This is a genomic window from Kribbella sp. NPDC048837 (assembly GCF_055586945.1).
Genome location: NZ_JBVJHF010000003.1, coordinates 577618 through 595953, shown reverse-complemented (window position 1 = coordinate 595953; position 18336 = coordinate 577618). Strand labels below are relative to the sequence as shown.

Genomic DNA, 18336 nt, shown 5'->3' with positions numbered 1-18336 from the left:
GTCTCACCAGGGGGCTCAGCTGCGGATGACCACCAGCAGCTGCACGAGCAGGGGAGCGACGATCAGCGCCGGCAGCAGATCGGCGACCGCGACCTGCTTGAGCTTGAGCAGCCGCAGCGCGACCCCGATCAGCATCACCCCACCGGTAGCCCCCAGCGCGGTCACATGTGCGTCCGGGAGTACGTCGCCCAGCACCGCGCCGATCGCGGTCACCGAGCCCTGGACGATCAGCACGACCAGCGCGGACGCGGCCACGCCCCAGCCGAACGACGCGGCGAAGGCGATGGAGGTGAAACCGTCCAGAACGGCCTTCAGGTACAGCTGATCCGCGCCCCGGCCGAGCCCGTCGGACAACGCGCCGAGGAACGTCAGCGGCCCGACACAGAACACCATCGACGCCGACACGAAACCCTCGACGAACGTGCTCTCGCCTTCACCCCGGTCGAACCGGTGCTGCATCCAGGCGCCGAACCCCTCCAGCCGCTGCTCGATCCGCAGCAGCGAGCCGATGATCCCGCCGATCAGCATCGCGCCGAGCACGATCAGCACCGGAGCGCTGTCGCCGACCGCGTCCGCGAGCCCCTGATCGCCGACGGCGAGCGCGCCCGAGATCGCGATCAGCAGCGTGACCAGACCGATCGCATCGGTGACCAGATCGCGGGTCCGGTGACTCAGCCGGTGGCCGATGAGTACGCCGAGTACCGAGCCGACGAGCACTGCCGCGACGTTCACGACGGTGCCGATTCCGATGAACAAATCTGTCTCCGATCAGCCCGGGCCGCGCAGCTTTGCAAGTGACCCCCGAGGGCCTACTGTTGCGCGAGGACGAGCGTATCCGCCGTCTCCGTTCACCTCGGGGGTGGACCAGACCAGGAGGTCGCTGTGGCAGCAGCCATCGAGGTGAGGGACGCCCGGCCGGGTGATGCCGACGCCTTGGTCGCGTTGTGGCGTGAGCTGGCCGCCGCGGGTGCGCATCCGTCCCGGTTGCCCGCGACGCCGTCCCCGGCGGCCGTCGAGGTTGCCGTCAGCAAGCATGTGGACGACCCGTTCGGCCGGCTGCTGGTCGGTGAGCTGGACGGCGAGGTGCACGGCATGGCCTACCTGCGCCGGGCCGCGATCAGCCCGCTGCACGACGACCTGACGGTGACGATGGAGTATCTGCACGTCAGCGACGCCGCCCGCCGGCACGGCCTGGGCAAGGCCCTGATCGCCGAGGCGGTCGCCTGGGCCGAGCACGAGAGCTGCGCACACCTCGCGGTGGTCGCGCCCGCGATCGCCCGCGAGGCGAACAGGTTCCTTGCGCGGTTGGGTCTCGGGCAGGCCGGCGTCCTGCGGTTCGCGACCACGCACACGGTGCGTCGCCGGCTCGCCGCCGAGCACGCGCCGAACCTGCTCGCCCTGCTCTCGTCGCGACGGTCCGTGGCCGCGCGGCGCGCGCAGCTCGGCCGCCCGCTGCCGCCCGCCGGGCCGCCGATCGACGTCAGCTACCCGGCGGAGCCTGAATCAGCTGGCACGTGATCCGCGCGGTGCAGACCCGCTTGCCCCGGTCGTCGGTGACGACGACCTCGTACGACGTCGTCGTACGCCCGAGGTAGATCGGGGTGGCGACCCCGGTCACGGTGCCCTCGCGGACCGCGCGGTGGTGGGTGGCGTTGATGTCCACGCCGACGGCCACCTTGTCGTAGCTCGCCGCGTGCAGGGCCGAGCCGATCGAGCCCAGGCTCTCCGCCAGGACGCAGGACGCGCCGCCGTGGAGGAGACCGTACGGCTGGGTGTTGCCCTTGACCGGCATCGTCGCGACGACCCTGTCCGGGGAGGCCTCGCTGACAACGATTCCCATCAGCTGCAGCAGAGTGCCCTCCATGCCCATACCCGGGCCGAGGTCCATTTGATCAGTCACAGGGGCACACTACGCGGGTGTGTCAGAAGTGTCGGTGAGAACCACTAGAGTCGGTACGTGGCTGCAGAAACCAACACCTCGACGATGACCAAGGACGCCCCGCAGGCGGGCGCCGGCCGGCCGCGGATCCTGCTGCTGGACGGGCACTCACTGGCGTACCGGGCGTTCTACGCGCTCCCGGTGGAGAACTTCTCCACCACCACCGGGCAGCACACCAACGCGGTGTACGGGTTCACCTCGATGCTGATCAACATGCTCCGCGACGAGCAGCCGACGCACGTCTGCGTCGCGTTCGACGTGTCCCGCAAGACCTTCCGCTCCGAGCAGTACGCGGAGTACAAGGCCGGCCGGTCGAAGTCGCCGGACGAGTTCAAGGGGCAGGTCTCGCTGGTCAAGGAGGTGCTGGAGGCACTCCGGATCCCGACCACCGAGATCGACGGCTGGGAGGCCGACGACGTCATCGCCACGCTCGCCACGCAGGCGTCCGAGCAGGGCTTCGAGGTGCTGATCAGCAGCGGTGACCGGGACGCGTTCCAGCTGGTCAGCGACGACGTCACGGTGCTGTACCCGAAGCGCGGCGTGTCCGAGATCGCCCGGATGGACCCGGCCGCGGTCGAGGAGAAGTACGGCGTACCGCCGCGGCTGTATCCGGATCTCGCCGCGCTGGTGGGGGAGCAGAGCGACAACCTGCCGGGCGTGCCCGGGGTCGGGCCGAAGACGGCGGCCAAGTGGCTGAACCAGTTCGGCTCGCTGAACGACGTGCTCGACCGGGTGAACGAGATCAAGGGCAAGGCCGGCGAGTCGCTGCGTGAGCACCTCGCCGACGTGATCCGCAACCGGCAGATCAACGAGCTGGTCCGCGACCTGACGCTGGACGTCGTGGTGGACGACCTGGTCCGGACGCCGTGGGACCGGGACAAGGTGCACACGCTGTTCGACAGCCTGGAGTTCCGGGTCCTGCGCGAGCGGCTGGTCGCTGAGCACGAGGAGGTCGACGCGACCGTCGACCACGGGTTCGAGCTGCAGGGTGTGCAGCTGAAGCCCGGTGAGGTCGCCGCATGGCTCAAGGAGCACGTGAGCACCGGTGAGCGCGTCGGCGTTGCGGTGCAGGGCAGCTGGGGCCGTGGCACCGGCGAGATCACCGGCCTGGCGCTGGCGAACACCTCCGGCGCGGCAGCCTGGTTCGACCCGACGGTACTGACGCCGGACGACGACGCGGCCTGGCAGGCCTGGCTCGCCGACCCGAAGCAGCCGAAGGCGCTGCACGACGCGAAGGGCCCGCTGCTCGGCTTCCTGGAGCGTGGCTGGACGCTGGGCGGTCTGAGCTCGGACACCCAGCTGAGCGCCTACCTCGCCCGCCCGGACCAGCGGTCGTACGACCTGGCTGACCTGACCGTGCGGTATCTCAAGCGCGAGCTGCGCAACGAGGAGGTGGACAACGGCCAGCTCAGCTTCGACGACGTCGAGGGCGGCCCGGCCGCGGATCACACGATGCTGCGCGCCCGCGCGATCGCGGACCTGGCCGACACCCTCGACGCGGAGCTCGAGAAGCAGGCGGGGACGGCGCTGCTCGCGGACGTCGAGCTCCCGCTGATCGACGTGATCGCCGCGATGGAGCGCGACGGCATCGCGGTCGACCGGCCGTATCTGGAGCAGCTGGAGGAGCGGTTCGCCACCGGGGTCCGGGAGGCCGCCACGGCGGCGTACGACGTGATCGGCAAGGAGATCAACCTCGGTTCGCCCAAGCAGTTGCAGGTCGTGCTGTTCGACGAGCTGCAGATGCCGAAGACCAAGCGGACCAAGACCGGGTACACCACGGACGCGGACTCGCTGCAGGCGCTGTTCGAGAAGACCGAGCACCCGTTCCTGGCGTACCTGCTGGCGCACCGGGACGCGACCCGGCTGCGGCAGACGGTCGAGGGGCTGCTGAAGACGATCAGCCCGAAGGACGGCCGGATCCACACCACGTTCAACCAGACGATCGCGGCGACCGGGCGGCTCAGCTCGACCGACCCGAACCTGCAGAACATCCCGATCCGGACCGAGGAGGGCCGCCGGATCCGGCAGGCGTTCATCGTCGGCGAGGGCAACGAGTCGCTGATGTCGGCCGACTACAGCCAGATCGAGATGCGGATCATGGCGCACGTGTCCGAGGACGAGGGGCTGATCTCGGCGTTCAACTCGGGCATGGACTTCCACTCGGTGACGGCGTCGCGGGTGTTCTCGGTGGAGCCGTCCGAGGTGACGCAAGAGCAGCGGGCCAAGATCAAGGCGATGAACTACGGCCTCGCCTACGGCCTCTCGGCGTACGGGCTGAGCCAGCAGCTGAAGATCGGCGTGGACGAGGCGAAGGGGTTGATGGACGAGTACTTCGAGCGCTTCGGCGGCGTCCGCGACTACCTGCGCTCGATCGTCATCGACGCCGGCAAGAGCGGCTACACCGAGACGATCCTGGGCCGCCGGCGGTACCTGCCGGACCTGACCAGCGACAACCGGCAGCGGCGTGAGATGGCCGAGCGGATGGCGCTGAACGCCCCGATCCAGGGCTCGGCCGCGGACGTGATCAAGATGGCGATGCTCAAGGTCGACGCGTCATTGCGCGAGTCCGGCCTGAAGTCGCGGATGCTGCTGCAGGTCCACGACGAGCTCGTCTTCGAGATCGCCCCCGGCGAGCGCGAGCCGCTCGAGAAGCTCGTCCGCCGCGACATGGGCCACGCGGTCGAGATGACCGTCCCGCTCGACGTCTCGGTCGGCGTCGGCCGCACCTGGCACGAGGCCGCGCACTAGCCGGTGAGCGTCAGCCCCCGACCCCCGGCAGCAGCGGCAGCGGGCCGGGGGAGAGGGCGTTGTCGATCGACGTCAGTTCCCGCGGCGTGAGCGGCGGCAGGCCGGACAGCGGGAACCAGGCGACCTCGAGGGACTCGTCGTCGTTCACCCGCGGCTCGCCACTGAGGTGGCGGCAGCGGAAGCACAGGTCGAGGAACTGGACCTGGTCGCCGTTGGGGTAGCTGGACGGCGGTAGCGCCTCGACGCTGACGAGGCGCTCGACGGCGACCTCGACCGCGGTCTCCTCGTGGATCTCGCGGGCCAGACCGAGGGCCGGCTGCTCACCCGGCTCGAGGATGCCGGCCACCAGGCTCCAGTGGCCGGTGTCGGCCCGCCGGACCAGCAGGACCTCGGCGCGGTCGTTCAGGACCACGCCGGTGATGCCGGTGAGCCAGAGCAGGTCGTGCCCGATCTTCTCGCGCAGCTCGAGGATGAACTTCGGGGTCGCCATGCTCCGCACCCTATCGAGCGGGCCGGGCCACTTACTTTCCGCAAGAAAGATGTCCGATGGACAGTAAGCGGAAAGCGTTTGCACGCAAGATGCGGACAGTGAGCGGCCGATCTCGGTCGGTTGCGTCCGAGGTCTTCCGTGCTGTCTTTTTGTCTGTCATTCTGCCGGGCAAGATCCGAGATCCTATCGGATATCTCCCTCGGATATTTCGTGCTCGTTCCGGCCCAGCCGCCTAGGAGGAACCCATGCCGAACGACGATGCCCGTCCGCCGGGACTCAGCCGTCGATCACTCATCGCGGGGGCGTTAGGACTGACCGCCGCGACCGCCGGCGGTGGTCTGCTGAGCGGCTGCAGTGGCCCCAGCAGTGCCAGCGGTGCGGCCGCGGGAGCCGGCCAGGCCGCGCCCAGCGTCACCCTCGGCCCGAAGCTCGCCACCGTGCAGTACCCGGAGGGGTACGTCGGACCGGTGGCCCGCACGCTGAAGCCGATCACGACCGAGAAGGTCACGTTCAAGATCGTCGTCAAGCAGGACGTGACGATCGGTGACTGGAAGACCAACGCGTTCACGAAGTGGCTGGAGCAGAAGACCGGCATCCACATCGAGTGGAGCCAGATCGGCGGCACCGACGACGACGTGATGACCAAGGTCAACGCGATGATCGCGGCCGGCGACATCCCGGACGCCTTCCTGGGCGTCGGATTCACCCGCTCGCAGCTGTTTCTGTACGGCGCGCAGGGACTGTTCACCGACATCGGCCAGCACATCGACGCCTATGCGCTGAACCTGCAGCAGGCGATGAAGGACTACCCGGAGACCCGCAAGCTGATCCAGGCGCCGGACAAGAAGATCTACTCGTTCCCGGGGATCAACGACTGCTTCCACTGCCGGGCCATCGACGGACGGGCGTGGCTGAACGTCGACTGGATCAAGCAGGTCGGTCTGGCCATGCCGAAGACCACCGACGAGTTCCGCGAGGTACTGCGAGCGTTCAAGAAGGCGGACCTGGCCGGTAACGGCAAGACCATTCCGTTCGCCGGCTACAACGAGGCTCCCGTCGACCCGTTCTTCATGAACGCGTTCCTCTACGATCCGGGCGAACCGTGGCTGGTGGTCAAGGACGGCAAGGTCGACGTCGCGTTCGACAAGGACGAGTGGCGGGAGGGCCTGAAGTACGCGAACGGCCTGTACCGCGAAGGGCTGATCAGCCGGGACATCTTCACCGCCGACGGGGACCAGCTGAAGCGCTACGGCAACGCGCCGGGCAAACCGCTGATCGGGGGCGCCCGGTCGAACTACTGGGGCAACTTCCTCGACATCGACCAGAAGGACCCGAACGCCCGCTGGCGCCAGTACGAGGCCTGTCCGCCGCTGAAGGGACCGAACGGCGTCCAGTACGCCGCCTGGGACTATCTGACCGTCGGGGTCGAGGTGTCGCACCTGGTGATCACCAAGAAGTGCGCCAAGCCGGATCTGCTGGTCCAGTGGGCCGACGCGCAGTACGAGCTGGAGGCGATCCTGCGCGGGTACGGCGGCCCGGAGTTCGCGTGGGCGAAGAAGGGTGAGCTGGGGATCAACGGCAAGCAGGCGATCTACGGGTTCGACGCGACCTGGAACTCGCAGAAGAACCTCAACTGGGGCCAGGACAACCCGATGTACCGCTCCCAGGACTTCCGGCTCGGTGAGCGGGTGCTGCCGGGCGACCTGACGTTCGAGAAGCCGCTCTACGAGCAGACCAAGGAGCGCTTCTTCCCGCTCAAGCAGCCGCAGGAGATGCAGTTCCCGCCGGTCACCCTGGACCAGGACCAGGCCGCGCAGGAGGCGGAGCTGAAGACCAACCTCAAGGGCGAGGTGAACCAGTCGTTCGCCAAGTTCCTCACCGGGCAGCTCGACCCGAACGACGACGGCGCCTGGAACGACTACAAGGACCGGGTCAGCAAGATCGGAGTGAAGCCGTACCTGGACCTCCAGCAGGCCGCCTACGAGACGTACAACGGATGAGCGCCGGGACGCTGCCGCCGGACGAGACGCGATTGGCGGTCGGCGCGTCGATCCAGGACACCCGCGGCGACAAGATCGCGATGGCCTGCATCTACACCGCGCTCGGTCTCTTCTGCCTGGCGATCCTCTACCCGCTGGTCTACGTCCTCAGCGCCTCGGTCAGCAGCACCCGGAAGGTGTCCGCCGGCGAGGTGTGGCTGTGGCCGGTCGGCTTCACACTCGATGCCTACAAGGCGATCTTCGACTACAAGGCGATCGTCAGCAGCTTCGGCAACTCGGTCTACTACGCGGTCGCCGGGGCTCTGGTGGCCACGGTCCTCACGCTGCTCGCGGCGTACCCGCTGTCCCGGAAAGGGCTGCCGGGCAAGGGACTGATCATGGCGGCGTTCGTGTTCACGATGATGTTCAACGGCGGCCTGATCCCGACGTACCTGGTGGTCGACCAGCTGGGACTGCTGAACACCCGCTGGGCGATCATCCTGCCGACCGCGCTGGCGGTCTGGAACGTGATCATCACCCGGACGTACTTCATGGTCACGATCCCGGAGGAGCTGGTCGAGGCCGGGAAGGTGGACGGCTGCAGCGACTTCAGCTTCTTCTGGCGGGTCGTGCTGCCGCTGAGCAAGCCGATCATCGCGGTGAACCTGCTGTTCTACGCGGTCGGGCAGTGGAACTCGTTCTTCAACGCGCTGATCTACCTGACCAACGAGCACCTGTTCCCGCTGCAGGTGGTGCTCCGGCAGATCCTGATCCAGTCCAAGGTCGACCCGTCACAGATGCAGGACACCAGCAAGCTGCTGCAGATGCAGGAACTGCAGCAGCAGCTGAAGTACTCGCTGATCGTGATCGCGATGATCCCGCCGCTGCTGATCTACCCGTTCGTGCAGAAGCACTTCGTCAAGGGAGCCATGGTCGGCTCGCTGAAGGGATGAGCATGACGACCTCGACGGAAACTCGTTCGGCTGTCCGCGCCGCCACCCACAGACGCACGCGGACGGCGAAGAACGCGGTCGGGCTGGGGTTGCGGATGCGCCGGAACTGGCAGCTGTACGCGATGCTCGCGCTCCCGCTGCTCTGGCTGGCGATCTTCGCCTACTGGCCGATGTACGGCGTGATCATCGCGTTCAAGGACTACAACGTGGTGTCCGGGATCTGGGGCAGCCCCTGGGTCGGGATGAAGTACTTCGACCGGTTCGTGGAGTCGTACCAGTTCTGGCGGCTGATCAAGAACACCGTGTACCTGCACGTCTACGAGCTGGTCGCGACGTTCCCGTTGCCGATCATCCTGGCGCTCTGCCTGAACACGGTCCGGAGGAAGTGGTTCAGCCGGGCGTCGCAGCTGATCACCTACGCCCCGCACTTCATCTCCACGGTGGTCGTGGTCGGTCTGCTCGTCGTCCTGACCAGCCCGAACACCGGTGTGACGAACAAGCTCATCGGCCTGTTCGGGTTCGGGCCGGCCAACTGGATGGGCGACTCCGGGATGTTCCGGCATCTCTACGTCTGGTCCGGGGCGTGGCAGACGATGGGGTTCGCCGCGATCATCTACCTGGCCGCGCTGACCAGTGTCCCGCCGGAGCTGCACGAGGCGGCGATCGTGGACGGGGCGTCGCGGTTGCGGCGGATGTGGCACATCGACCTGCCGGCGATCGTGCCGGTCGCGGTGATCCTGCTGATCCTGAACATCGGCTCGATCCTGTCGGTCGGGTTCGAGAAGGTGCTGCTGATGCAGAACAGCCTGAATCTCGATGTCGCCGAGGTGATCGACACCTATGTGTACAAGATCGGCCTGGCGTCGTCCGTGCCGCAGTTCAGCTACGCGACCGCGATCGGTCTGTTCAGATCGGTGATCGGGTTGGTGCTGCTGGTGCTGGCGAACACCTTCGCCCGGAGGTTCGCCAGATCCAGCCTCTGGTGAGCTAGTCGGTCGCCTGGCGGTGCAGTCCCGCCGCCAGGCCGGCCGACAGCAGGATGGCGCAGGTGCTGGTCATCGCGACCAGCACCTTGACGCCGGTCAGCCCGGTGGCGATGCCGGCGCCGAGGACGATCCCGACCGAGACCGCGAGGACGAGCAAGCCGACCCAGATGAGCAGGGCGGCCCGCTTCTCCTGCTGCGCGATCGCGGCGTAGACGACCAGCTGCAGTACGGCGTATGCCGAGCCGGAGATCGCGAACAGCCAGGTGTACGGACCGAGTGGCGCGTACTTCTCCTCGCCGCCGATGATCGCCACCACCAGATCCGGCAGCAGCAAGGTGCCGATGACCGTACACACGCCGAGCCCGGCGACGGCCTGAATCGCCCGCCGCAGCCGCACGGTGTCACCGGGGGAGCTGGCCAGCGACGGGAACACGATCACGATGACGAACTGCGGCAGGAACAGGCACGCCTTGGCCACGATCACCCCGGCCGCGTAGTACCCGCTGTCCCTGCCGTCCAGCAGCGCCCGCGCGAACAGCACATCTGCGTTGGCGATCACGAAGAACGCCAGCAGGGTGTGCGTGCCGTGCACCGTCTCGCGCAGCACGTCTCTGACGCGCTCGGCCGTCCCACCGGCCGATCCGCGCAGCAGGAAGCCACCGAGCAGGGCGGGTACGACGGCGCCGAGAGCGAGACCGATCATCGCCCAGTCGAGGGACGGGTGGACGAGCAGCGCACCGCCACCGAACAGCAGCCGGCCGACCCCGACCGCGGTGTAGACGGCGGCCAGCTCGGTCCAGCGCTGGCTCCCTTGCAGGACACCCAACTGCGAACCCATCAGCGTCAGGCAGCCGAGGGTGGGCGCGAGCAGCAGAACTGCGACTACGGACTCGATGTGCAGCAGCCACATGAACAGTGGCGTCGCCACCAGGCACACGGCGGTGAGTCCCACCGCCCCGCGGCGGCCCGCCTTGAGCATGGCGTCGCCCAGGGCCTGGGCTTCGGTGCCCGAGCCGGAGTGGATGGCGAGCCGGCGAGCGCCCGTCGCCTGCAGGCCGAGTGACGCAACGTTGCCGATCAGCAGCAGACCGAGCAGTGCGGTGATCGCGCCGAACTGCTCCGGGATCAGGCGGTGACTGCTAATCAGGGTGAAACCGTAGGCGGCGACGTTCATGATGGCCATGCCGACGGCAACCACGGTGGCGCTGCGCAGGAACGCCAGACGCGGTGCCCTGGGCTCTTGCTCCGGAGTGGTGTCAGAACTCATGCTCTACTGCCTCAGGGCATTGGGTGGGGGAGATGGTCATGTCAGAACGTCCGTCAGAACGTGCGCAGCGCGTCCTGCCGTGGTTGTGGCCTGTCCTGCTCACCCTGCTGATCACTGCTCCGCTGCTCGCTCCGGGCTTCGTGGTCGGGTACGACCTGGTGTTCGTGCCGGACCTCACCGTACGGCTTGACCTGTTCGGCGTCACAACGGCCATGCCGCGGGCGGTTCCCTCTGACATTCTCGTCGCCCTGGCCGACGAGGTCACCGGCGGGGAGGTCCTCGACAAGCTGGTTCTGGTAGCCATTCCGCTACTGTCCGGCCTCGGGATGACGGCCCTCTGGCGTGAGCTCCGGCTGGGCGGCGCGCTGCCGGGCGCTGCCGCCGCGACCCTGTACCTCTGGAACCCCTTCGTCGCCGAACGTCTCCGCCTCGGCGCCTGGGCCCTCCTCCTCGGGTACGCCGCCCTGCCGTGGCTCGCGCGGTCCGCGGTCAGACTGCGCCGGGGTGAAGGCTGGCCCGGCTTCGTGATCGCATCCGCCGGGTGCGCGCTGACCGCATCCGGTGGAATCACCGGACTGTTGCTCGCTGCGCTGATCCTGCTGTGGCCACCGCGAACACCGAAGCTGTGGCCGTTGGGTGCGGCCGTCCTGCTGAACGCACCTTGGCTGGTGGCGGGCCTCACGCATGGCGGCAGTTCGACCACCGACCCCGCCTCGGTGGCCGCCTTCGCCGCTCGTGACGAGGGCTACGGCGGCACACTGCCGACCTTGCTCACCTTGGGCGGCGCCTGGAACGCGAACGTTGTCCCGGGCAACCGAGGTGACTTGTTGCCACTGATCTTCGCCTTCGTCATGCTGCTTGCCTCGGTGGTCGGAGTGGCCCTGTGGTGGCGACGAGAGCGCCTGGTGGGTGCCTTCGTCGTGGCTGCGGTCGTTGCGCTGCTCATCGGGATGGCCGGGGTCGTGGCGCCAGGTGCGTTCGCTCAGGTCGTCGCGCACGTACCTGGAGCCGGACTGTTCCGCGACGGTCAGCGCTACCTGCCACCACTGGTTCTGCTCGAGTGCATCGGCTTCGGTGTCGCCGTCGCTGCCGTGCTGAAACACGTGCACCTGCAGAAGGTCGTTGGAGTCACCGCGGTGCTACTGCCGATCGCAGCGCTGACCGCACTCTCCGGCGGAGCCGGTCTGCACGTGTCGCATTACCCGGCCGACTGGGCGCAGGCACAACACGCTGTCGCCGGCCGGTTCATCCCCTGGCCGTTCGAGTCCTATCGCGCACCGGTGTGGAACGGGCGCCGCCCGGTGCTCGACCCGATGCCCCGGTACTTCGCCCAGCCGGCGGTCGTTCCCGACGAGCTGATCGTGAGCGGTCACCGGCTCGCGGGGGAGGACCCGAGCGCCGCCGCGGTGGCGACCGCGGTCCGTGCGGCCATGCGCGACAAGACGGATCCGACCGAAGCCTTGCTGCAGCAGGGCGTCGGGTGGGTGGTGGTCGACCTCGAAGCCGGCGGACCGACGCCATGGACTCTCATGCGCGGACTCACCGAGGAGTTCTCCGGCCCGACGGTGACGGTCTACCGACTCGCCGGGACGCCTGTTCCGCAAGAGCGTGCGCTCTGGCGGACTCTCGTCGTACTGGCTGCCTGGGCGGCCGCGGCAACGACCTTGATCGCCGCTCTGGTGTCTCTGGTCCGGCGTTGTTACTCTTCGGTTCACTTGACCGGGAGGGGACACGTTTCATGGGATCACTGATCGGTGCGGCCATCGCCGTACTCGCCGGACTCGCGGTGGCTACCACGACGGTTGTCGGGGTGGTGCAGTCGGTGAAGGACGACCCGGCCCCGCCGCCTGCCCAGACGCAGGGGCAGGCGGACGATCCGATCGTCGGCTACGGGGTGAAGTAGGCGTCAGCAGCCGGTCGAAGGCCAGTGCGGCGGCACACCAGGTGAATCTGCCCGCACTGGCCGACGCTCCGTCCGACAGCCGCTGCCGCAGGGCGTCGTCCCGCAGCAGCCCAGTGATCGCCTCGGTGAACTCGTCCGGGCTGTCCACCAGCACTCCCGAGACTCCGTCGTGCACGGACTCCTTCGGGCCGCCGGCACTGCGGTAGGCCACCGTCGGTACGGCGTGTCCCGCGGCCTCGCCGACGACGAGACCCCAGCCTTCCTTGAGGCTCGGCAGCGCGAGCACCCAGGCCTCGTCGTACGCCGCGTGCTTGTCGTCCTCGCTGACATGGCCGCGGAACTCGACCGCGTCCACCAGACCGAGCTCTTCGACGTACGCGCGCAGCGAGTCCTCCCACCAGCCCGAGCCGACCACCACCAGCCGGGCGTCGGGCACGACTGTGCGGGCATGGGCGATCGCATCGACGGCATGCTCGAGCTGCTTGTGCGGAACGAGGCGGCCGACGCACACCACGGTCGGCGCGGATGCCTTCGGTCGCCGGCGCGGCGGTGCCGGATCGGTGCCGTTATGGATCACCTCGATGTCCGTGACACCCAGGCCGAGCAGCTCGTCGCGTGAGGCGGATGACACGGTCACGTAAGGACAATCGGCGTACAAGCGTGGTGCGACGCGGGACTCCAGCCACCATCCGAGCCGGCCGCGCCAGCCCGGGTACACGACCTGCCACTGCTCCTGGTGCACGTGATGCACGAGGACGACGACGGTACGACGTACGAGACGGGTAAAGAATGGGAGTCCGTTCTGCACATCGACAACGCGGTCCGGCCGGCGCAGCCAGGTGTGCAGGAGACCGCGCAGGTACACGGTCACCTTGGTACCCCGGTACACGTACCGCACGTCGTCGCGACGCGCTTCGCGGGGGCTCCCCGGGTACGCCGCGCACAGCACGGTCACCGACCAGCCCAATGCCGCAAGGCCTCTGGCCACCTCCTCCACATACCGCTCGGAACCTCCGCCCTCCGGGTTCGTCGTGTCCCGCCAATTCAGCAACAGCACGCTCTGCGCACGCACCTGGTCAGCCCCACCCCTCCGGTCACCTCCCCCGAGGTAATGGCCGGGGACGTTACCAAGGAGTAACGATGTCCGCCAGACCTCGCGAGATCCGTTAATGTCCCGCCTGTGCAACTGATGACGAACGCCACCGGCAGAGCGGAGTGGACGGCCGGTCTCGGCCGTGCGATCCGGCTGTTCCGGGCGTTCGGTGTCGAGCAGACCGACCCGGATCGCTTCTACGAAACGCTGGCCGAAGACTCGGTCGGCCAACTGCGGCAGTACGCCGATCTGCGCGGTGCGCTGATGCTCGACGTCGGGGGCGGACCCGGGTACTTCGCCGACGCGTTCCGCCAGGCGGGAGCGACGTACTACGCGATCGACTCCGACCTCGGCGAGCTGAGCGGCCGCGGTGAGCCCACACCGGGCACAGTGCTCGGCAGCGGCATGGCTCTGCCGGTTGCGGACGCCACAGTCGACATCTGCTTCTCGTCCAACGTGCTCGAGCACGTGCCCGACCCGTGGCTGATGGCTGACGAGTTGGTCCGGGTCACCCGGCCCGGTGGGACGGTCTTCCTGTCGTACACCGGCTGGTGGGGACCGCACGGCGGCCACGAGACGGCGCCGTGGCACTACCTCGGCGGACACCGCGCCGCGAGTCGGTACGAGCGCCGGCAGGGCCATCCGCCGAAGAACAGGTTCGGTGAGTCGCTGTTCCCGATCACCGTGGCCGGCGGACTGCGCTGGGCTCGCTCCTGCCCGGACGCGGACCTGGTCGCGGCACTGCCGAGGTATCACCCGCGCTGGGCGTACGGCGTACTCGCCGTGCCCGGTGTGCGGGAGATCGTGACCTGGAACCTCGTCCTGGTACTCCGGCGGCGATGCGGAGACTGAAGGCCGGCAGTTCGGAGCAGGTGGTCTGGCGAGCGAGGCTCGTGCTGGGCTGCCTGGTCCTGATCGCCCTGTGCTTCCACCAGGCACCCGGCAGGATCGTGCCCGACACCAAGCTCGACCTCACCGCCGCGCCCGGTGGCTTCCTTGTCCGGGCACTGCACCTGTGGGATCCGCAGGGAGCGTTCGGTCAGCTTCAGAACCAGGCCTACGGATACCTGCTGCCCATGGGCCCGTTCCACTGGCTCCTGGATTCGCTGTCCGTGCCGGACTGGATCACGCAGCGCCTCTGGTGGTCCCTGGTCCTGTGCGTCGCCTTCCTCGGTGTCTGGAAGCTCTGCAACGCCCTGCAGTACGGCGTGCCCTGGACGCGCTTCGCCGTCGCGCTGTTCTACGCGTTGAGTCCGCGCATGCTCGGCGAGCTCTCGATCACGTCCGTCGAGGTCTGGCCGATCGCCATGGCTCCGTGGGTACTCCTGCCACTCGTCACCCCGCGCGCCCGCTCCGGCTGGTGGCGGGTCGGTTGGTCGGCCGTGGCGTTCGCGCTGGTCGGCGGAGTCAACGCGGTCGCCACCGGTGCGACGCTCGTACTGCCGGCGATCTGGCTGATCACACGGCGGCTGGACCGATCGACGGTGAAGGTGATGGTCGGCTGGTTCGGCTGCGTGGTCGCGGTGTCGGTCTGGTGGCTCGTGCCGCTATTGCTGCTCGGCCGGTACAGCCCGCCGTTCCTCGACTGGATCGAGGACGCGGCGGTGACGACCGGCACGGCGAGTGTGTTCGAGTCCTTCCGTGGTACGTCGCAGTGGCTGAACTTCCTGGCCGGCGGTGGCGGACCGAGCTGGCCGGCGGGCTGGCTCTATGTCACGCAGCCGACGCTGATCCTCATCACCGCGGTCATCGCCCTGCTAGGCCTGGCAGGGCTGGCGATGGGCTCGCTGAAGAACCGCGGCTTCCTGCAGTTGTCACTCGTCGTCGGCCTCCTGCTGGTGACGCTCGGCCACGCCGGCGCGGCCGGCTCACCACTGGCTCCGCAGCTGCAGGACCTGCTCGACGGACCACTCGCTGCACTGCGCAACACGCATAAGTTCGAGCTGGTCGTCCGGCTGCCGCTGACTCTGGCCGCAGCGCATTCACTGAGCCGGCTCGCCGAGTGGTCCGTGGCGCGCGGGATCCACCGCCGGGTTGTCCCGGCCTTGGCCGCCTGCCTGATCGTCTCGGTCGCGACGCCGGCCATCTTCGGTCAGCTGCCCAGACACGAGTCGTACGACGCCATCCCCGCGCACTGGCGCGAGGCCGCGACCTGGCTCGACAACCAGTCCGCACCGGGCAGTGTGCTGGTTGTCCCGGCCGCGTCGTTCGCCGACTTCACGTGGGGATCGACGAAGGATGAGCCGTTCCAGGCCCTACTCAAGCGACCCATGGCCGTGCGGGACGCCGTACCGCTGGGGTCGGCCGGGACGACGCGATGGCTGGACGAGGTGGAACGCCGGCTCGGATCTGGCGTCGGTGACCAGACTCTGCGGCAGGCCCTCGTACGCGCGGGCGTTCGGTACGTCGTCGTGCGCAACGACCTCAGGTTCGACGCGCAAGTGACGCCGACGCTGGCGGTCCACGAAAGCCTGGCCGAGTCCGGGATCAACCGGGTCGCGCACTTCGGGCCGGCGACCGGCAGCAGCATCGAGCAGCCCGACGTGACACTCGACGGACACACGCGACTGCCGTACCCGAGTGTGGAGATCTACGACGTCGGTGACACCAGTGCCGGCCGGCTGATCCCGCAGTCGCAACTCGTGGAGGTCCGCGGCGCGGCCGAGGACGTACCGGCCGCGTTGACGGCGCTCGGTGGCGACCGGGACGCGATCACCAGTTCCGACGCCGCCGGCCGGTTCGACGGGCTGCCGCTGATCCAGACCGACGGCATGCAACGCCGTGAGGTGTCGGTCGGCCGCCCGGCGGAGAACTACTCACCCGTGCTCACGCAGGCCGAACCAGGCCGCCAGCATCGCCGCACCCTCGGGTACGACGTCGATGCCAACGCACCGAGTACGACCCGGACGTGGGGTGGCGGCATCGTCGACGTACGGGCGTCCTCGTCCGCGGCGGATGCGGATGCCACGTTGCGGACCGGACCGGGCAACGGACCGTTCGCCGCGGTGGATGGTGATCCGTCCAGTCGCTGGATCTCGGGGACGTTCGGCCGGAGCAATGGTGAGTGGCTGGAGCTGACGTTCGCGTCGCCGCGCACGGTCGACGGCCTCGAGGTCCAGTTCTCGCTCGCACCGCCGACCACCGAAGCGGTCCGGACCCTGCAGGTCGAGACGGATGCCGGATCGGTGACCTCGGTGGTCTCGGGATCGGCCGATCCGCAGAGCATCCCGACTCCACCGGGCAAGACGCAGCGGCTGCGGCTCAGTGTCGGAGTGACCGACGGCAAGAACCCGAACGGGGTGTCGATCGCCGAGGTGACGCTGCCGGGCCTGCAGGCGGTCAGCAGGCTCAGCGTGCCGGCCACAGATCGGCAGCCGAGCGCACTGGTGTTCAGGAACCAGCAGATCGGGCGGTCTGCCTGCCTTCACGTCGACACGCGGCCGCTGTGCCGGCCGGGCGAGGCCAAGGACTCGGAGGAGCCGACCGGGCTCTTGCGCAGCGTCGAGCTGCCACAGGCGGCGTCGTACCAGCTGCACGGGACCGCGCTGCCCAAGGACGGCGCGGATCTCGAACGCATGCTCGTGGTGCCGGGTGCCATCACCGCCTCCGCCTCGTCCCGGGCCGTCACGGCTCCGGAGGGACGGCCTGGTGCGGCCGTCGACCGCGACCTCGGCACCGGCTGGGTCGCGGATCCGAGCGACCCGGCGCCGAGCCTGACCTTGAGATTGCCCAGGGCAAGGGAGCTGACCGGGCTGCAGTTCCTCAGCGATCCGTACCTGACCGCGTCCCGGCCGACCGAGGTGCTGCTGCGGTTCGACGGCGGCCCCCCGACGCGGAGCACGGTGGATCCCGAGGGCTACGTCCGCTTCGGCGCGCGCAAGGCGCGGACGGTCGAGGTGGACTTCGCCGAGACCAGGCCGATGATCGACTACGACTCAGCGACCGGGTACGCGCGGACCGCACCGGTCGGCGTGGCCGAACTGCGGGTGCTCGGTGCCGACGATCTCCGCAAGGCGCTCGACCTGAACGGCCGGACCGGGGCGTACTGCGGGTACGGGCCCGGCGTCCGCGTCGACGGCGTACAGGTGGGCACTCAGGTGAAGGCGACCGTGCGCGATCTGCTGCAGCGGCGACCGGTCACGTTCACCGCGTGCGGGAAGGACTCCGGGGTGCCATTGCCGGCCGGACGGCACAACGTGGACGTCCTGGCCGCCGGCGGCTTCGTACCCACCGAGGCCACGCTGACCAAAGCCGGGTTCGGCGACGTGTCGGTGACGCCGGTGCAGAGCGTGGACGTGTGGCGTCCCAACCCCGCCGAGCTCACCGCCGAGGTGCCGGCCGCGGACGAGCAGTCGGTGCTGACCGTCGCCCAGAACTACAACGAGGGCTGGGAGGCGTACGACGGCAGCGGCCACAAGCTCACGCCGATCCGCGTCGAGGGCTGGCAGCAGGGCTGGGTGCTACCGGCAGGCCCCGAGCAAGTCGTCACCGCTCGCTTCATGCCGGACCGGACGTACCGGGCCGGCCTGTTGGTCGGGCTGCTCGGTCTGTTGACGGTCCTCGGCATGGCGGTGTTCGTCCGGCGGCGCAGGTCGCGGCACTCGGGTCACGGGCTACGGGAAGGCCGCAGCATCGGACCATGGCTCGCGCTGGGCATCAGTCTGGCCGCGGGGTGGTTCATGTCCGGCTGGATCGGTCTGGGTGCGGTCGCGGTGGCCGCAGTCTGCTCGTGGTTCTTGTCCAGATGGGTGCTGCTCGTCGTGGTCGCCGCGGCGGGGATGTTCGGGACTCTGGTCGCGGTGGTTCAGCCCTGGCCGGCCGGGGGAGCGGGCGTGACCTCGGGAGTCGTCCAGGCGTCGATCGTCTTCGCCTGCGCGTTGGCCCTGCTGTCCGCGTCCACCGGTGAGACGTCGTACGACTTGTCCCGCCTGCCGAGGCGCATGACGGGCCGCTCCATCCCGTAGTAGCTCGCCGCGGC

General features: G+C 68.8%; 14 protein-coding genes. 9 read left to right on the top strand and 5 right to left on the bottom strand.

Annotation, left to right across the window (positions count from 1 at the left end):
- Window positions 1-15 precede the first annotated feature (15 nt).
- The gene (locus ACZ6O0_RS18435) at window positions 16-756 is read right to left on the bottom strand and encodes a DUF554 domain-containing protein (protein ID WP_465766113.1); all 741 of its coding nucleotides are present in this window, start codon (window positions 754-756) and stop codon (window positions 16-18) included.
- Window positions 757-882: 126 nt separating this feature from the next.
- Here ACZ6O0_RS18435 and ACZ6O0_RS18430 point away from each other — a divergent pair, with 126 nt between their 5' ends.
- Window positions 883-1518 carry a GNAT family N-acetyltransferase gene (locus ACZ6O0_RS18430; RefSeq protein ID WP_465766112.1) on the top strand — a complete coding sequence of 212 codons (636 nt, stop codon included), beginning with the start codon at window positions 883-885 and terminating at the stop codon, window positions 1516-1518.
- On the opposite strand, the gene ACZ6O0_RS18425 is transcribed toward ACZ6O0_RS18430, so the two are convergent.
- On the bottom strand, window positions 1481-1888 hold the full coding sequence (locus ACZ6O0_RS18425; RefSeq protein ID WP_465766430.1) for a hotdog fold thioesterase: 408 nt from the start codon (window positions 1886-1888) through the stop codon (window positions 1481-1483). The two genes, ACZ6O0_RS18430 and ACZ6O0_RS18425, sit on opposite strands and share 38 nt — an antisense overlap.
- 96 nt (window positions 1889-1984) lie before the next feature.
- On the opposite strand from ACZ6O0_RS18425, the gene polA reads away from it, so the two are divergent.
- Window positions 1985-4687 (top strand): DNA polymerase I, encoded by a 2703-nt coding sequence (gene polA / locus ACZ6O0_RS18420; RefSeq protein WP_465766429.1) that lies wholly within the window; start codon window positions 1985-1987, stop codon window positions 4685-4687.
- Window positions 4688-4697: 10 nt separating this feature from the next.
- Here polA and ACZ6O0_RS18415 read toward each other — a convergent pair whose 3' ends face one another.
- The gene (locus ACZ6O0_RS18415; RefSeq protein ID WP_465766111.1) at window positions 4698-5177 is read right to left on the bottom strand and encodes an NUDIX hydrolase; all 480 of its coding nucleotides are present in this window, start codon (window positions 5175-5177) and stop codon (window positions 4698-4700) included.
- Between the two features lie 245 nt (window positions 5178-5422).
- Here ACZ6O0_RS18415 and ACZ6O0_RS18410 point away from each other — a divergent pair, with 245 nt between their 5' ends.
- Genes ACZ6O0_RS18410 through ACZ6O0_RS18400 form a run of 3 tightly spaced genes read left to right on the top strand, consistent with a single transcriptional unit; the run spans window position 5423 to window position 9095 of the window.
- Window positions 5423-7177 (top strand): extracellular solute-binding protein, encoded by a 1755-nt coding sequence (locus tag ACZ6O0_RS18410; protein WP_465766110.1) that lies wholly within the window; start codon window positions 5423-5425, stop codon window positions 7175-7177.
- Complete coding sequence (locus ACZ6O0_RS18405) at window positions 7174-8109, top strand: carbohydrate ABC transporter permease (RefSeq protein ID WP_465766109.1); 936 nt, start codon at window positions 7174-7176, stop codon at window positions 8107-8109. The genes ACZ6O0_RS18410 and ACZ6O0_RS18405 overlap by 4 nt, the downstream gene beginning before the upstream one ends.
- Before the next feature lie 2 nt (window positions 8110-8111).
- Window positions 8112-9095 carry an ABC transporter permease gene (locus tag ACZ6O0_RS18400; protein ID WP_465766108.1) on the top strand — a complete coding sequence of 328 codons (984 nt, stop codon included), beginning with the start codon at window positions 8112-8114 and terminating at the stop codon, window positions 9093-9095.
- Window position 9096: 1 nt separating this feature from the next.
- Here the strand turns inward: ACZ6O0_RS18400 and ACZ6O0_RS18395 are convergent, their stop codons facing one another.
- Window positions 9097-10362, bottom strand: a complete 1266-nt coding sequence (locus ACZ6O0_RS18395; protein ID WP_465766107.1) for an MATE family efflux transporter — start codon at window positions 10360-10362, stop codon at window positions 9097-9099.
- 38 nt (window positions 10363-10400) lie between these two features.
- Here ACZ6O0_RS18395 and ACZ6O0_RS18390 point away from each other — a divergent pair, with 38 nt between their 5' ends.
- Window positions 10401-12113 (top strand): MmpA family trehalose lipid delivery protein, encoded by a 1713-nt coding sequence (locus tag ACZ6O0_RS18390; protein ID WP_465766106.1) that lies wholly within the window; start codon window positions 10401-10403, stop codon window positions 12111-12113.
- The gene (locus ACZ6O0_RS18385) at window positions 12005-12265 is read left to right on the top strand and encodes a DUF2613 family protein (protein ID WP_465766428.1); all 261 of its coding nucleotides are present in this window, start codon (window positions 12005-12007) and stop codon (window positions 12263-12265) included. Before ACZ6O0_RS18390 ends, ACZ6O0_RS18385 begins: the two co-directional genes overlap by 109 nt.
- On the opposite strand, the gene ACZ6O0_RS18380 is transcribed toward ACZ6O0_RS18385, so the two are convergent.
- Window positions 12153-13337 (bottom strand): glycosyltransferase family 4 protein, encoded by a 1185-nt coding sequence (locus tag ACZ6O0_RS18380; protein ID WP_465766105.1) that lies wholly within the window; start codon window positions 13335-13337, stop codon window positions 12153-12155. The genes ACZ6O0_RS18385 and ACZ6O0_RS18380 overlap by 113 nt on opposite strands.
- Before the next feature lie 117 nt (window positions 13338-13454).
- Here ACZ6O0_RS18380 and ACZ6O0_RS18375 point away from each other — a divergent pair, with 117 nt between their 5' ends.
- Complete coding sequence (locus ACZ6O0_RS18375) at window positions 13455-14210, top strand: class I SAM-dependent methyltransferase (RefSeq protein ID WP_465766427.1); 756 nt, start codon at window positions 13455-13457, stop codon at window positions 14208-14210.
- Entirely contained in the window at window positions 14198-18322 is a 4125-nt protein-coding gene (locus ACZ6O0_RS18370) for an alpha-(1->3)-arabinofuranosyltransferase domain-containing protein (protein ID WP_465766104.1), read from the top strand. The genes ACZ6O0_RS18375 and ACZ6O0_RS18370 overlap by 13 nt, the downstream gene beginning before the upstream one ends.
- The last annotated feature ends 14 nt before the right edge of the window (window positions 18323-18336 follow it).

Coding starts and splice junctions, on each gene's coding strand:
- ACZ6O0_RS18390 (WP_465766106.1), top strand. CDS start 10,401: ATGTCAGAACGTCCGTCAGAACGTGCGCAGCGCGTCCTGCCGTGGTTG.
- ACZ6O0_RS18370 (WP_465766104.1), top strand. CDS start 14,198: ATGCGGAGACTGAAGGCCGGCAGTTCGGAGCAGGTGGTCTGGCGAGCG.
- ACZ6O0_RS18410 (WP_465766110.1), top strand. CDS start 5,423: ATGCCGAACGACGATGCCCGTCCGCCGGGACTCAGCCGTCGATCACTC.
- ACZ6O0_RS18425 (WP_465766430.1), bottom strand. CDS start 1,888: ATGGACCTCGGCCCGGGTATGGGCATGGAGGGCACTCTGCTGCAGCTG.
- polA (WP_465766429.1), top strand. CDS start 1,985: ATGACCAAGGACGCCCCGCAGGCGGGCGCCGGCCGGCCGCGGATCCTG.
- ACZ6O0_RS18415 (WP_465766111.1), bottom strand. CDS start 5,177: ATGGCGACCCCGAAGTTCATCCTCGAGCTGCGCGAGAAGATCGGGCAC.
- ACZ6O0_RS18405 (WP_465766109.1), top strand. CDS start 7,174: ATGAGCGCCGGGACGCTGCCGCCGGACGAGACGCGATTGGCGGTCGGC.
- ACZ6O0_RS18375 (WP_465766427.1), top strand. CDS start 13,455: ATGACGAACGCCACCGGCAGAGCGGAGTGGACGGCCGGTCTCGGCCGT.
- ACZ6O0_RS18395 (WP_465766107.1), bottom strand. CDS start 10,362: ATGAGTTCTGACACCACTCCGGAGCAAGAGCCCAGGGCACCGCGTCTG.
- ACZ6O0_RS18400 (WP_465766108.1), top strand. CDS start 8,112: ATGACGACCTCGACGGAAACTCGTTCGGCTGTCCGCGCCGCCACCCAC.